The following is a 13,760-nucleotide window of genomic DNA, read 5'->3' on the forward strand; positions in this document are numbered from 1 at the left end:
GGCCGCAGGTGTTGCCCCCTGCAAGGGGGTTGGCGAAGCGACACGAAGTGCGCGAAGCCTGGGGGTTTGCTCATATCAGGGCAGTCGGTGGCGGGCTTCGTAGTAGGCGCGCCAGTGGGTGCCGCTGCGCTTGGCCGCCTTCTGCTCGAAGTAGCGTCGCAGCTTCGCGCGGTCGTCCGCGTTGTCCTTCACCACCGTGCCGGCGATGCAGTCGACGAGATCCGCCGGCGAGCCTTCGCGCTGTTCGAGGAACCATGCGCGCACACCCACCGCGTGCGCCACGTTCACGGCCTCGGCGGTGGACATCACGGCGGTGAGGCGGTCCATGGCCGCGTCGCTGCCGCTGTTGCCGCCGTCGCCCTTGGCGGGCGCGCCGCGCAGGTCGCGGAAGGTCGACACCAGCAGCTCCAGCACCGGCGCGGGCACGGTCTTCGGAATGCCGCTCTGCGCGAGCAGCCGCGCCGACGATTCCTGCACCAGCGCCAGCTCGCGGTCGAAGTCGAGGATGGGAAACACCGTCTCGAAGTCGAAGCGCCGCTTCAGCGCCGCGCTCATCTCGTTCACGCCGCGATCGCGCGTGTTGGCGGTGGCGATGATGTTGAAGCCCTCGCGCGCATAGAGCATGCCGTGCTCACCCGAGAGCTCGGGCACCGCCATCACGCGATCGGAGAGCATGCCCAGCAGGCAGTCCTGCACTTCCAGCGGCGCGCGCGTGATTTCCTCGAAGCGCACCACCTGGCCCTGCTGCATGCCGAGGTACAGCGGCGCCGGCACCATCGCGCGCGGGCTCGGCCCTTCGTTGATGAGCAGCGCGTAGTTCCAGCCGTACTTGATCTGGTCCTCGGTGATCGATGCGCCGCCCTGGATGGTGAGCGTCGAGATGCCAGAGATGGCCGTTGCCAGCAGCTCCGAGAGCATCGACTTCGCCGTGCCCGGTTCGCCCACCAGCATCAGCCCGCGCCCCGTGGCCAGCGTGACCAGCATGCGCTCGATGCTGGCCACCGGCGCGACGATCTTCGGCGCGATGTCGAGCGCCGTGTCGCCGAGGATGAAGGAGCGCGCGGCCTTCAGGCTCAGCACCCAGCCGGGCGGGCGTGGGTCCTTGTCCTGTGCCTGCAGCCGCGCGAGCTGCGCGGCGTAGAGGATCTCGGCCGGCGGGCGCTGGAGTTGCTGCTGCGCCGTCGCGGCAGCGTCTTTGGACTTGTTCGATGTGGCCATCTTTGAAATCGGTTGGGTCAATGTTCGGAAGCACCGCGCGGCCGGCTTGCCCGGCCGCGGGCGACGAGCCTCATGCCGCTCGCAAACCTTCCATGTCGCGAATGAGTTCGCTGGCGGAAATAGGGTCGAGCAGGTGCAGCTCCTCGGCCTCGCTCATGTCGCCCCAGCCCGAGGGCTTGCCCACCTGCACCTGGCCTAGCGTCTGCTCGGGGTATTCGTCCACCATGCCGACGATGATGCCGGGGTCCAGGCTCAGCTCGATCACGCGGTTGGTGCCCAGCGGCTTGCTGAAGTACCAGATGCAGCCGGCGTCCTGCGCCTGGCCGCGGCGCCAGCCCTTGTTGGCCAGCCCCAGCACGCGGCCGGTGGGCACCTTCACGTCTTTCCAGCGTTCCAGCTTCAGGCTCTTCTTCTCGTCGTCGGTCAGCGTGTAGATGTCGCGGCCGATCTGCGCGAAGGGTTGCAGCAGTTCGTAGTCGGCGAACACCTGGCCGAAGGCCGCGGCGTCGGCGGCCGGAAGGTCGAGCGCGTGCGGCACGCCGATGCGCAGGTTGTCGCCCGTGGGCAGTTCGAAGGCATCGTCCTCCGCCGTGGTGTAGCTGCCGTCCTCCGCCACGCGGAAGCAGGCCTTCAGCGTGCCGCCGTAGCTGCCGCCGCCCGCCACCTCGTACACGCCCCAGATCAGCCGCTGCACGATGTGGCGCACCAGCGGATGCTCGACCAGGAAGGTACGGAACACGTCGGGCGTCCAGCGGCGGCGCGCGCACATCGCCACCTCGAGGCGCAGCAGCTGCTGGCTCGCGACGGTGCGCGCGTCCTTCTTGAGCAGCTTGAAGCGCTCGACGGCTTCCTTGCTCAGCTCGGCGTCGTCGGTCTTCTTGGGCTTGGGCAGGTCGGGCAGGCGCGCGCCGTCCACGCCGTCGGCACCGGTCTCGCGCACATACGGCTTGAGCGTCTCGTCGAAGCCCACCTTGAAGGCGCGCGGGCCGAAGTCCAGCCGCATGGTGCCTTGCTCGTCGAGGCCGAGGTCGGGCGCGAGCCGGTCTTCGAGTTCCTCGGTGCTCAGACCGCGCGCCTCGGCGATGGCGTCGATCTTCTCGCGCGCCTTGTCCTGCAGGCCCTTGAACTTGACCTTCTGCGCGATGCCGTTGAGCAGCATCAGCGCCACGTCGCTGCCGATGCCCGCCAGCACGTCGAGGCCGGTCACCGCGCGCGCGTGCGCCGATTCGCCGGGCCATGCGCGGATGAAGGGCGTGAGCTTGCGCGCGGTGTCGTCGTTGCCGAGGAAGCCCAGTGAGGTGAGCGCCCAGCCTTCCTTGCTCGGGCCGCCGGCTTCGAGCCAGGCGGTGAAGGCGTCCCAGGCGAATTCGGCAAGCGAGCCGGCGTCGCAGGCTTCCTTGACCACCGCGATGCCGCCGTAGATTTCCTCGTTGGTCGGAAAGGTCAGCATCTGGCCCAGGTGATCGAGTGCCTCGTCGGGCAGCGCCTTGCCGTTCTTCAGCGTGGGCCGGCGCCAGCCGCGCGGCTGCCAGAACTCGGGCAGCTTCGAGCGGCGGGTGGGGAAGCGGTCGAGCGGGCTTTCCTCGAGCACCGCGCGCAGCGCCTCCACCACCTCGGGCTTGCCGTAGCGGCCCGCCACTTCGAGCAGCAGCGCCTCGTGGCCGTTGGCCTGCAGCAGGCGCAGGGCCGAGCCCGCGCAGTCGCGCGCCTCGCCGGCCTTGCCCAAAGCGGGCGCGATCAGGCCGCAGGCTGTGTGCTCGGGGTACTTGAGCAGCCATTCGCGGCCTTCGGCGCGCAGCGTCTTGAGCTTGGCGAAGGCGCGCGCTGCCGGCATGGCCAGTTCGGCCGCGCCGTAGTACAGCGCGTACGAGAGGTTGTCGGTGGGCTTGGAGCGCACCATCGCCACCAGGCCGGGCAGCACGGCGAGGCCGTGGGTGGCGAGGATGCGGCCGATGTCGTCGCTCTCGGCTTCGCCCGCCACGGCGTTCCAGAACGCGATGCCGATCGGCGCCGGCAGCAGCGGCACGAAGCTCGCGTGGAAGCTGAACCAGTAGTAGCGGTCCTTCTTGCGCTCGGCCACCATCTCGCGCCAGCTCGTGACGAGCCCGTCGGCGTTGCCGGCGGCGATGGCGGCTGCCGCGGTCTTTGCGAACGGCACGAGGCTCTTGCGGCCCTTGTCGAAGCCCAGCTCGTCGAGCAGCGTCTCGACGTTCTTCGCGGCGGCGTCATGGCGGCCGGTCTGCCACGAGTTCAGGCGCAGCGCGCTTTCGCGCTTGCCTTCGGCCCATTGCTCCACCGGTGCCACGGCCAGCGGTTCCAGCACCAGCGCGCCGGCAGCCTTCTTCTGCACCTTGGCGAGCCAGGGCGGCGCGGCCAGCACGCCGGGCAGCTCGCTCGCGTCGGCCACTTCGGTGGGGCCGGCGAGCAGCGAGAGCTGCTTGTCGATCACCGCCTGTGCGCCCGCGTCGAGCCACGGCCGCAGTGCCGGCAGCGCGGCGCCATGCGCGCGCAGCAGGCGCGTGAGGCTGGGCGTGACGAGGTTGGCGTCCTTGCCGCCCGCCGCGACCAGCCGCGACAGCGCCGGAATCGCCGCCATCGGCCAGCGATCGACGGCCAGCGCCAGCCGCGCCAATGCCTGCTTCGAACTGCCGGCGACGCGCGCCAACGCCTGCACGGCCTCGGGCGTGCCGATGCAGGCGAGCGCGTCGCCCGCGTGGTCGTTCGCGGCGCCGCGCTCCAGCACCGGCACGGCGTCCACGCCGCGCTCCTGCACCATCGTGCTCGTCATGGAGCCGCTGCCCCAGAAGCCGGCCGAATAGCTCAGGCGCACCTTCGCGGCCAGCGCGATGGCATCGGGGTCGGTGGCCGTGAGCTGCAGCCAGTGCAAGGTCTCGGGCGCGGACTTGTCGGCGGCCAGCGTGTGCACGAGCGCGTTCGAGATCTCGGGCGCGTCGGGCAGCAGCATGGCGAGCGCCGGCTGGCGCATCGGGTGCACCTTGGGCAGGCCGGCCTCGATGCGGTCGCGGCAGTCCTGCCAGACCTCGGGCGCGGCCAGCGACAGATGCGCGCGCAGCGCCTGCTCGCCGGCTCCCAGCGGGCCGTAGTAGGAGCTGCCCATCTGGCGCGTGACGGTGGCGGAGAAGCTGTACTGGTGCTTCTTCGTCGCCCGGTCGTAGGCGGACTGCACCTCGATCTGCTGCGCGGCGAGCACCATGTCGACGGTGTCCGGCAGCCCGTATTGCTTGACGAGATAGTTCACCACCACCTCGCCCATCTCGCTCGTGTTGTAGTTGCCGCCGGTGCCCAGCGCGAGCGCCAGCAGCACGGTGTCGGCCTCGGCATCGGGCGCGGGAATGGGCTGCGTGCTGCGGTCGATCATGCGCTGGGCGGCAGCGCGCAGCGCGGCATCGGTGCCCGTCATGTTGACGTTGAGATCCAGCTTGCGGCGTACCGGCAGCCAGGCCGCGCCGGCGCTCGGCAGTTCCTCGAAGGGCTTGGCCGGAAAACGGCGCGAGGGAAAGGCTTCGCGCTGCATCTCGGGCGAAAGCCGCACGGGCGTGCCGGCCGCGAGCCACGGCGGCGTGTCGGCGCTCGCGGCCACGGGCTCGGCGCTGGCCGGTGCAGGCGTGGCGCCTTGCGCCGCGGGCGAGGCGGCGCCCAGCTCCTTCGCGAGGGCCTGCGCGTTCTTGGCGGGCGTGCAGCTGGTGCCCCAGCCGTACAGCAGGCCGGTGTTTCGCAGCCGCTTGAAGGCGAGGGCGGCGCCCTGTTCGCTCACGCCGTGCTGGCGCTTGAGGACTGCCACGGTGATCACCTCCGTGGACGCGATCTGGTCGGCTTCCATCTGTGCGCGCACCGCTTCGAATGCGCGTTCGGCCTGCGCGTCGATGCTCTCGGTGGGGGCCGTGGGAACTGCTGGTGCTGCTGCGGGTGCCGCAGCGGGCTCCTGCGCCGCAGCCGGGGCTGCCGGTGCGGCCGCCTGCGCCTTGGGTGCCGCCTCGGCCTTCGGCTTCGCCTCGGTCTTGCCGATGGCCGTGCCGGCGGCCACGCCGACTTCGCTGTAGCCCTTGCCGGTCTTCTCGGTCACCAGCTTGGTCAGCGCGGTGCCGGCCTTGGCGGCGTCGGCGAAAGATTTGGTCTGGCTCTGGCCGGCAGTGCCGATGCGGCCCCAGCGGATATTGAGTTCGGTGTCTGCCTGCTCGATTTCCCAGAATTTGCTGGCGGTTCCTTCGATCAGTTCAAAACGGCGCATGGAAAAAACGTCCTCCTGTCAATCGATGAAGTGCGGTCGGCGACGACGCTCGCGAGCCCTTGCGACGGGCGCGCGGTTCATTCCTTCCGCTGGGTTCGCCGCCGAGGATAAAGGGCCGGCGTGAAGGCTTGGCCCCTGCGGGGCGCCTGGCGGCAAGAAGATTTCGCTTCGTACACCGGGCGATGCGAAGCGGTTACGAAGAAATCATTCACGCGGCCGCGCCGCCGGCATGCTGGCGCTGCCCGAGCTCGCCCGCGAAGACATAGGCCGGCCCCATGCGCTGCCGTTTGCAATGCTGCAGCGCGCGGTCGGCCGATTCGAGCAGGCCGGCCAGCGTGTCGCCGTCGGCGGGGTGGCAGGCGATGCCCATGCTGAGCTCGCCGCCGGCGAGCAGCCGGCCCTCGTGGGCCACCGGGCGCGCGCCGGCGGTCTCGATGCGGATGGCCATCTCCGCGAGCTTCTGCCGTGGCGGGTTGCCGACCAGGAGGATCGCGAACGAGCTGTCGTCGCTGTTGTCGTGTGCACGAACCCCGGCATGCGCACTGCCCTCCAGCCGGGCCACCAGGTCGTCGGCGCGCACCTGCTCGCGCAGGCGCTGCGCGATGGCGGCCAGCACCGCGTTGCTGGCCGCGCGGCCGTGTCGTTCGCTCACCGCCGCGAAGCCGTTCAGGTCGATCAGCATCAGCGAGAACTGCCGGTCCTCGCGCAGCCATTCCTCGCCGCGGCGTTCGAAGCCGGTCCGGCTCGCGGCGCCGGTGAGCGCGTCGATGCCGGGGGCGGCCATGAGCGCATGCGCGCGCATTTCCATTGCCCGCTCGGCCCGCAGGCGCGCGGCGGCGGCCAGCGCAAGCACCGCCAGCTCGGCAATCACCGCGGCCTGCGCCGGGTTCACCCGCCCGGACGCCCACGGCTGTTCGCTCCAGCCGGGGAGGTGCGCGATCGAGATGCCCGCCATCAACAGCACCGCGCCGGCACAGAAGAGCAGGGCAGGCCAGTTCGTCCGGCGCCGCACCGCCAGCGCGCCGGCCGCGAGGATCACGGTGGAGGCGACCACCAGTGCCTGCAGCACGCGCAATATCGAGGGAAGCCGGGTTTCGACCGCGGAGTGAAGCGCCGCGAGAGCCAGCGTGGCGAGCAGCACCAGGGCCACCTTGTCGAGGCGCGGCACGAACCGGCTCAGCTCCAGCAGCTGCCGTACGAACTGAAGCCGGCAGGCGGCCCACAGCACCAGCGCGAGCGCTGCCCAGTGCGCGAGCGGGTCATCGGGCGCGAAGCGTTCCAGTCCCGCGAAGGCGGCGAGCGCGAAGCCGCTGGCCAGCAGATACCAGCCATGCAGGCGCGCGCCGGACACCACCAGCAGCACGAGGCCGCAGACCATCAGTCCGGCCAGCAGGCCGTGGCTCACATCGGCCGCCATGTGCTGCGGCGCGTGGCTGGAACGGGGCGGGGGCTGGGCGGCATCCGGTCGGGCAAGAGGCTGGTGCGAAGTGAGCCGCCGATCGTAGCCGCGAAGCAGTGACGGCGAGCCTGTCTCCGTGCCCGATGCGGGTACGGGGTATCCCTCGTACGCGCCCGGCTAGAACTCCGCGCCTTCGACCAGGAAGCGCAGCCGGCGCACGCCCTGCCACTCGTCCGCATCGAGCCTGAACGCCAGCTTCACGCGTGGCGGCAGCGGCTCGGTGTGGCTGAACCACATCGCGTCGATGGGCTGGCCCTGGTGCCTGAGCTTGAGCGACAGGTGCTTTTCGCCCACCAGCCGCTGCGAGACCACTTCCACCTCTTCGCTGAAAGTCGGCGGCGCGAAGCCCTGGCCCCACACCTCGCGGTGCAGCGTGTCGACGAGGTCGATGCGCATGTACTCGCGTGCGATGGGGCCGTCGGTCTCGATCTGGCGGGTGAGCGCGGACTCGGCCAGCAGCTCGCGCGCCACCTGCGCGAAGCCCTTCTCGAAGGTCTCGAAGTGCTCGCGCGCGACGGTGCAGCCCGCCGCCATCGCGTGGCCGCCGAAGCGCAGCAGCACGCCGGGGTGGCGCTTGGCCACGAGGTCGAGCGCGTCGCGCAGGTGGAAACCCGGGATCGAGCGGCCCGAGCCTTTCAGCTCCTGCTCCTTGCCGGGCGCCCCGCTCGCGGCGAAGACGAAGGTGGGGCGGTGAAAGCGGTCCTTGATGCGCGAGGCCACGATGCCGACCACGCCTTCGTGGAAGCCCGCGTCGAACACGCTGATGGCGGGCGGCGGCGCTTCGATGCCTTCGCCGTCGGCGGCGAACAGCGACTCGGCCAGCAACAGCGCCTGGTCGCGCATGCCGCCCTCGATGTCGCGCCGCTCGCGGTTGATGCCGTCGAGCATGCGCGCGAGTTCTTCGGCGCGACCCGCGTCGTCGGTCAGCAGGCATTCGATGCCCAGCGTCATGTCCGACAGCCGGCCCGCGGCGTTGATGCGCGGGCCGAGAGCGAAGCCGAAGTCGAAGGTGGTCGCAACGGAAGCATTGCGCCCGGCCGCCTTGAAGAGCGCCGCGACGCCGGCCGGCATGCTTCCCGCGCGGATGCGGCGCAGGCCCTGTGCTACCAGGCGGCGGTTGTTGGCATCGAGCCGCACCACGTCGGCGACCGTGCCGAGCGCCACCAGCGGCAGCAGCGCATCGAGCTTCGGCTGGCTGGCCGTGTCGAACACGCCGCGCCTGCGCAGCTCCGAACGCAGCGCCAGCAGCACGTAGAACATGACGCCGACGCCGGCGATGCTCTTGCTCTCGAAGCCGCAGCCGGGCTGGTTGGGGTTGACCAGCACGTCGGCCGAGGGCAGCTCGGGGCCGGGCAGGTGGTGGTCGGTCACCAGCACCTGCAGGCCGCGCGCCTTGGCGGCGGCCACGCCCTCGACGCTGGCGATGCCGTTGTCGACGGTGATGAGCATGTCGGCGCCGCTCGCGGCCACGCGCTCGGCAATGGGCGGCGTGAGACCGTAGCCGTCGACCACGCGGTCGGGCACGAGGTAGCTCACGTTCTTCGCGCCCAGCAGGCGCAGGCCGCGCACGCCGACCGCGCAGGCGGTGGCACCGTCGCAGTCGTAGTCGGCGACGATGCACAGGCGCCTGTCCTGCGCGATGGCGTCGGCCAGCAGCGCGGCGGCCTCGCGGGTGCCGAGCAGCGCGTCGGGCGGCAGCAGCAGCGCGAGGCCGTCGTCGAGTTCTTCCTTGGCGCGCACGCCGCGCGCCGCGAAAAGCCTTGCCAGCAGCGGATGCACGCCGGCCTGTTCCAGTGCCCAGACGGTGCGCGGCGGAATGTCGCGGGCTACGATTTTCATAGCGCCTCCAGCATGGTGGCAGCCTGCTTGCGCTCGAACAGGCTCTTCGCCCAGCGCGCCAGGCCGCGCGGCTGCACGGTGTAGCGCTGCGAGGCGCGGTCGCCGCACAGCGTGAGCGACACGTCGCCCGCGCCGCGCGTGTAGTCGGCCAGCAATGCGGCCAGCGGGCCGGCGTCGAGCGCCTGCCAGGCGGCGGCCCAGCCGATGCCGTCGTCGCGCAGCGCGGCGATGCGCAGGGTGTCGTTCACGGTCGGCGCCGTCGCCGGTTCCGCGGCTTCCTTCTTCAGCGCGCCGGTGCCGGCGAGCCAGAAGGAGTTGATCGGCGGCACGCCGCGTGCGGTGCGCTCGTCGTTCACGCGCTGGGTGTACAGCAGCATCTGCATTTCGTTCTGCAGCCGGCGCAGCGGCCGCGCGGCGTCGGCCAGCGGCGACCACTGTGAGACCGGATAACCCACCGCGCGGTCGATGGAGGCGGTGGCCAGCCCGTCGAAGATGCCGGCGCGCGCCAGCCAGCGGCCGGGCACGGGCGAGGCGTGCAGCGCGATGCCGTCTTCCTCGAAGAAGGGTCGCGCGGCGTCGAGCAGGGCGGCCGATTCGGCGGCATCGATCTCGATGGATGCCGGGTCGCCCAGCACCACGTCGTCGATGCCGACCTGCCAGTTGCACAGCGTGACCAGCCCCCAGCCTTCGGTGTCGCCGGGCGCGGCGATGCCCAGCCGGCGCGCTTCCAGCGCGGCCCAGGGGATGCAGCCGTCGGGCGAGGCGATGCCCAGCGCCTGTGCCAGCGCGCGTTCATGCGGAGGCGAGCGCGTGCTTTCGTCCTGCGTATCGGTGTCGGCGAGGGTGAGGCGGGAGAGCAGGCTTTCGAGATTGGGGAGCCGAAGCGTGGGCAGGGCCGCGCGGCACGACGGGGAACCGCGGCCGGCGAAGGGAATCAGTAATTGGCGTGGGGAGGTTTCGGCCATCCCCTTATTGTCCGGGAAGCCCCAGGGCCATCCGGAATGCCACAATTCCGACCCTATGCGACTTCCTTATGAACTGCAGCTCGGCTGGCGCTACACGCGCGCGGGACGGGCGACGCGGCGCAACGGCTTCATCTCCTTCATCTCCGGTGTCTCGATGCTCGGCATCGCGCTGGGCGTGGCGGCGCTGATCATTGTGCTCAGTGTGATGAACGGCTTCCAGAAGGAAGTGCGCGACCGCATGCTCGGCGTGGTGTCGCACATCGAGATCTTCTCGCGCGACGGCCAGGCGCTGCAGCAGCTCGACGAGATCATGGCGGCGGCGCGCAAGCACCCCGAGGTGGTCGGCGCGGCGCCCTTCATCAACACCCAGGCGCTCATTGCGCGCGGCGAGGACATGAAGGGCACGATTGTGCGCGGCATCGATCCCAAGCTCGAGCCCGAGGTCACCGACATCAACGGCATCGCCTCCAGGGGCACCTTCGACAAGCTCGTGCCGGGCCAGTTCGGCATCGTGCTCGGCGCGGAGCTGGCGCGTTCGCTCTTCGTGCAGCCGGGCGACCAGGTCACGCTGGTGGCGCCGGGCGGGCAGGTCACGCCGGCGGGCGTGGTGCCGCGGCTGAAGCAGTTCACCGTGGTCGGCACCTTCGACTCGGGCCACTACGAATACGACTCCGCGCTGGCCATGGTGCACGAGCAGGACGCCGCCAAGGTGTTCCGCCTCGAGGGGCCCACCGGCATCCGCCTGAAGCTCAAGAACCTCAACGAGGCGCGCGACGTGGCCGACCAGCTCGCAGTCACGCTGCCGGGCGAGTTCCTCATCCGCGACTGGACGCGCCAGAACAAGACCTGGTTCGCGGCCGTGCAGGTCGAGAAACGCATGATGTTCATCATCCTCACGCTGATCGTGGCGGTGGCGGCCTTCAACCTGGTCTCCACGCTCGTCATGACCGTGACCGACAAGCGCGCCGACATCGCCATCCTGCGCACGCTGGGCAGTTCGCCGCGCAGCATCATGGGCATCTTCGTGGTGCAGGGCGCAATGGTGGGCGTGATCGGCACCGTGGCCGGCCTGCTGCTGGGCCTGGGCATCGCCTACAACATCGACGTGATCGTGCCCTTCCTGGAGCAGCTCTTCCACGCGAGCTTCCTGCCGAAGGACATCTACCTGATCAGCAAGATGCCCAGCGATCCGCAGCAAAGCGACATCGTGCCCATCGCGATCATTTCCCTGGTGCTGGCCTTCGTCGCCACGCTGTACCCGAGCTGGCGCGCCAGCCGCGTGAACCCTGCCGAAGCCCTGCGCTATGAGTGAAGTTGTATTGAAGGCCCGTGGACTGACCAAGCGGTTCCACGAGGGCAGGCTCGACCTGACCGTGCTGCACGGCGTCGACCTCGACGTGCACGCCGGCGAAACGCTCGCCATCGTCGGCGCCTCCGGCTCCGGCAAGAGCACGCTGCTGCACCTGATGGGCGGCCTCGACGAGCCCACGGCTGGCAAGGTCGAGCTGCTGGGCAAGGACATCGCGCATGCCGATCCGGCGGAGCAGGGCCGTCTGCGCAACCAGCACCTGGGCTTCGTCTACCAGTTCCATCACCTGCTGCCCGAGTTCAGCGCGCTCGACAACGTGGCGATGCCGCTGAAGATCCGCCGCACCGAGCCTCATGCGGCGGCGCAGTCGGCAGCGAAGATCCTCGAGAGCGTGGGCCTGGGCCAGCGCCTGCACCACCGTCCGGCAGAACTCTCGGGCGGAGAGCGTCAGCGCGTGGCGATCGCGCGCGCGCTGGTCACCGAGCCGGCCTGCGTGCTGGCCGACGAGCCTACGGGCAACCTCGACCGCAGCACAGCCGACACGGTGTTCGCATTGATGCTCGACCTCGCGCACCGGCACGGCACCGCCTTCGTGATGGTCACGCACGACCAGGATCTGGCGAAGCGCTGCGACCGGGTGTTGCAGCTGGTGGCGGGGCGCCTGGCGGGTTGAGTCGCTAGCTGTCGGGACCACCGGCTTCGCGGCGCTGCATAGCGGCTCGAAGCCGTATTAGGTGGCGGCTGGTCCGCCAGCGTGACCAAATGGCCAGCAGCACCAGCAACGTGCCCCCCGTGGCAATGGAGAGAGTCCACTTAAGGCTGCTGCTTCGAGCCTGCGCCAGGACCTGGGCAGTGGACGCATAGGCGCATTGCGCCTGGCCGTCAGCCGTCATCTCGAAGAGCCTGGAGCCATCGTGCAGAACGGAAACCGAGGTGCCTTGTGCCACTCGGACGATCTGTTGTTCGCATGCATGGATGGAGAAGCGCTCGGAGCGGCCACCGGACTCGATGACCGCATAGTTCGTGGATCGCGCCCGTCCTTTGCCCGGCTCGACACCGATAAACAACCCTGAAGCGACTGAAAGCTCCTCTCTCTTCGCTTCCTTGATGAGTGCCTGTGTGCCGAGCGCGGCAAAAAACACTGCAATCCAGAGTCCGCCCAGGAGCGCTCCCGTCATCCCCCACAAGCTTCTGTTCATTGCCGGATTTTGCCGCCGGACCGGCTTCGCTCGACTGTCAGGCCGGCGCTTCCTCGCGCACATTCCGCGTGCCCAACGGCAGCACGCAGACGAATTGGTTGCCCAACGTCAGCACGAGGCCAATCTGCCCTGCAACGTGAGTGACCTGGCAGACGGCATCGGGTGTCTTTGTTGCCCCTGCAGCTGCCGAACGCACGACAGCGCGCGTCGCGGGCTGGCGCAGCATGGCGAGCAGTACGTTCGCGTCGCGGTTCTGCAGCGATTGGCGATAGAGGTGAAGCGCCGCCTCCGTTTCGGTTTCGTCCCGTGTACGCTCTGATGAGGACGCTTCGCCGCCGCGCAAGCGCATCAGGGCGCGATGCAACTGCTGCCGGCAACCGGCTTCGGTCTTTCCGCTGACCTCGGCGATCTCGCTGTAGCTCAACTCGAAGACTTCGCGAAGCAGCACCGCAGCGGCGTCGGGCCGGTTGAGGCGTTCGGCCAACATGCGCAACGCGCTATCGGCTTCTTCTGCCAGCGTTGCTTCGGCCTCGGCCGACGATGCATCGGGCGCAAGCCCTCCGGCCTCCTTCAGCCACCGCTGCATCCACCCGTCCCGCCGCAGCCTGTCGATCGCAAGGTTCTGCATCACGGTCGTCAGCCAGGCCTGCACCGAATCCGGCCCGGGCCCGTCGCCGGCTTCCAGCGCGCGCAGGTAGCTGTCCTGCACCACGTCCTCGGCATCCGCCGGGCCGCCGAGCATGCGCGCCGCCGCGCGAACCAGCCGGCCGCGCAGTGCCGGGAATTGCGAGAGATAGCGTTCATCGAGCATCGGCACAGCTTGCCATAGCCAGCAATGTCACGAAACTGTGGGCTTGTTCGTCAAGACAGTTCAACCACAGGAGCTTTCTTCATGCAGCCCACCATGTTCTCAATGGAATCGGAAGACGACACCAAGCCCGCCGCCACCGCCGAGCCGCGCAACTCCTACCTGGAGGAAAAGGCGTTCAAGTCGCGAACGCTGCTGATCTTCGGCACTATCAGCGACTCCGTGGCCGCCGACGTGACGCGCCGGCTCATCGCGCTGGACGCCGACAGCCCCGAGAAGCCCATCGACATCCTCGTGAGCTCGCCCGGCGGGCACCTGGAGTCGGGCGACGCCATCCACGACATCGTGCGCTTCATCAGCGCGCCGGTGAACATGATCGGCACCGGCTGGGTGGGCAGCGCGGCCACCCACCTGTTCCTGGCGGCGCCGCGCGAGCGCCGCGTGTGCCTGCCGAACACGCGCTTCCTGATCCACCAGCCCAGCGGCGGCGCGGGCGGGCAGGCGACAGACATCGCCATCCAGGCGCAGGAAATCATCAAGGCCCGCCAGCGCATCGCGCACGAGATCGCGCGCGAGACCGGCAAGCCCATCGACGTGGTGCTGGCCGACATCGAACGTGACCGCTGGCTGTCGGCCGAGGAGGCCGTGGAGTACGGCTTGGTCTCGCGCATCATCCAGCGCAAGACCGAGCTGCAAGGCTGACCGCGTGCCGGA

10 protein-coding genes are annotated in these 13,760 nt (G+C 69.8%); 3 read left to right on the forward strand and 7 right to left on the reverse strand.

The features are described from left to right. Positions 1–75: 75 nt before the first annotated feature. The 5 genes from ABL840_RS08255 to ABL840_RS08275 form a co-directional block, all read right to left on the reverse strand. Entirely contained in the window at positions 76–1,218 is a 1,143-nt protein-coding gene (locus tag ABL840_RS08255; RefSeq protein ID WP_093299843.1) for an ATP-binding protein, read from the reverse strand. A 70-nt stretch (positions 1,219–1,288) separates the two neighbouring features. Next, positions 1,289–5,467 (reverse strand): WGR and DUF4132 domain-containing protein, encoded by a 4,179-nt coding sequence (locus ABL840_RS08260; RefSeq protein ID WP_093299845.1) that lies wholly within the window; start codon positions 5,465–5,467, stop codon positions 1,289–1,291. A 208-nt stretch (positions 5,468–5,675) separates the two neighbouring features. Beyond that, a complete protein-coding gene (locus ABL840_RS08265) occupies positions 5,676–6,884 on the reverse strand; it encodes a sensor domain-containing diguanylate cyclase (RefSeq protein ID WP_093299847.1) in 1,209 nt (402 codons plus the stop codon). A 159-nt stretch (positions 6,885–7,043) separates the two neighbouring features. Beyond that, entirely contained in the window at positions 7,044–8,765 is a 1,722-nt protein-coding gene (recJ, locus tag ABL840_RS08270; protein ID WP_093196293.1) for a single-stranded-DNA-specific exonuclease RecJ, read from the reverse strand. Further along, positions 8,762–9,730, reverse strand: coding sequence for a hypothetical protein (locus tag ABL840_RS08275; RefSeq protein WP_093299848.1), 969 nt, complete (start codon positions 9,728–9,730; stop codon positions 8,762–8,764). The genes recJ and ABL840_RS08275 overlap by 4 nt, the downstream gene beginning before the upstream one ends. A gap of 55 nt (positions 9,731–9,785) precedes the next feature. Between ABL840_RS08275 and ABL840_RS08280 the strand changes: the two genes are divergently transcribed. Beyond that, complete coding sequence (locus tag ABL840_RS08280) at positions 9,786–11,042, forward strand: lipoprotein-releasing ABC transporter permease subunit (RefSeq protein WP_093196288.1); 1,257 nt, start codon at positions 9,786–9,788, stop codon at positions 11,040–11,042. After that, positions 11,035–11,712: a lipoprotein-releasing ABC transporter ATP-binding protein LolD gene (gene lolD / locus ABL840_RS08285; RefSeq protein ID WP_093299850.1), complete on the forward strand. Its 678-nt coding sequence runs from the start codon at positions 11,035–11,037 to the stop codon at positions 11,710–11,712. Before ABL840_RS08280 ends, lolD begins: the two co-directional genes overlap by 8 nt. Before the next feature lie 4 nt (positions 11,713–11,716). Here lolD and ABL840_RS08290 read toward each other — a convergent pair whose 3' ends face one another. Next, positions 11,717–12,217 (reverse strand): hypothetical protein, encoded by a 501-nt coding sequence (locus ABL840_RS08290; RefSeq protein ID WP_093299851.1) that lies wholly within the window; start codon positions 12,215–12,217, stop codon positions 11,717–11,719. 58 nt (positions 12,218–12,275) lie between these two features. Beyond that, positions 12,276–13,049 carry a sigma-70 family RNA polymerase sigma factor gene (locus ABL840_RS08295; protein WP_093196280.1) on the reverse strand — a complete coding sequence of 258 codons (774 nt, stop codon included), beginning with the start codon at positions 13,047–13,049 and terminating at the stop codon, positions 12,276–12,278. 102 nt (positions 13,050–13,151) lie between these two features. Between ABL840_RS08295 and ABL840_RS08300 the strand changes: the two genes are divergently transcribed. After that, on the forward strand, positions 13,152–13,748 hold the full coding sequence (locus ABL840_RS08300; RefSeq protein WP_093197194.1) for an ATP-dependent Clp protease proteolytic subunit: 597 nt from the start codon (positions 13,152–13,154) through the stop codon (positions 13,746–13,748). The last annotated feature ends 12 nt before the right edge of the window (positions 13,749–13,760 follow it).

The organism is Variovorax sp. NFACC27, from assembly GCF_048301545.1.
In the GTDB taxonomy this organism is placed as follows: domain Bacteria; phylum Pseudomonadota; class Gammaproteobacteria; order Burkholderiales; family Burkholderiaceae_C; genus Variovorax; species Variovorax gossypii.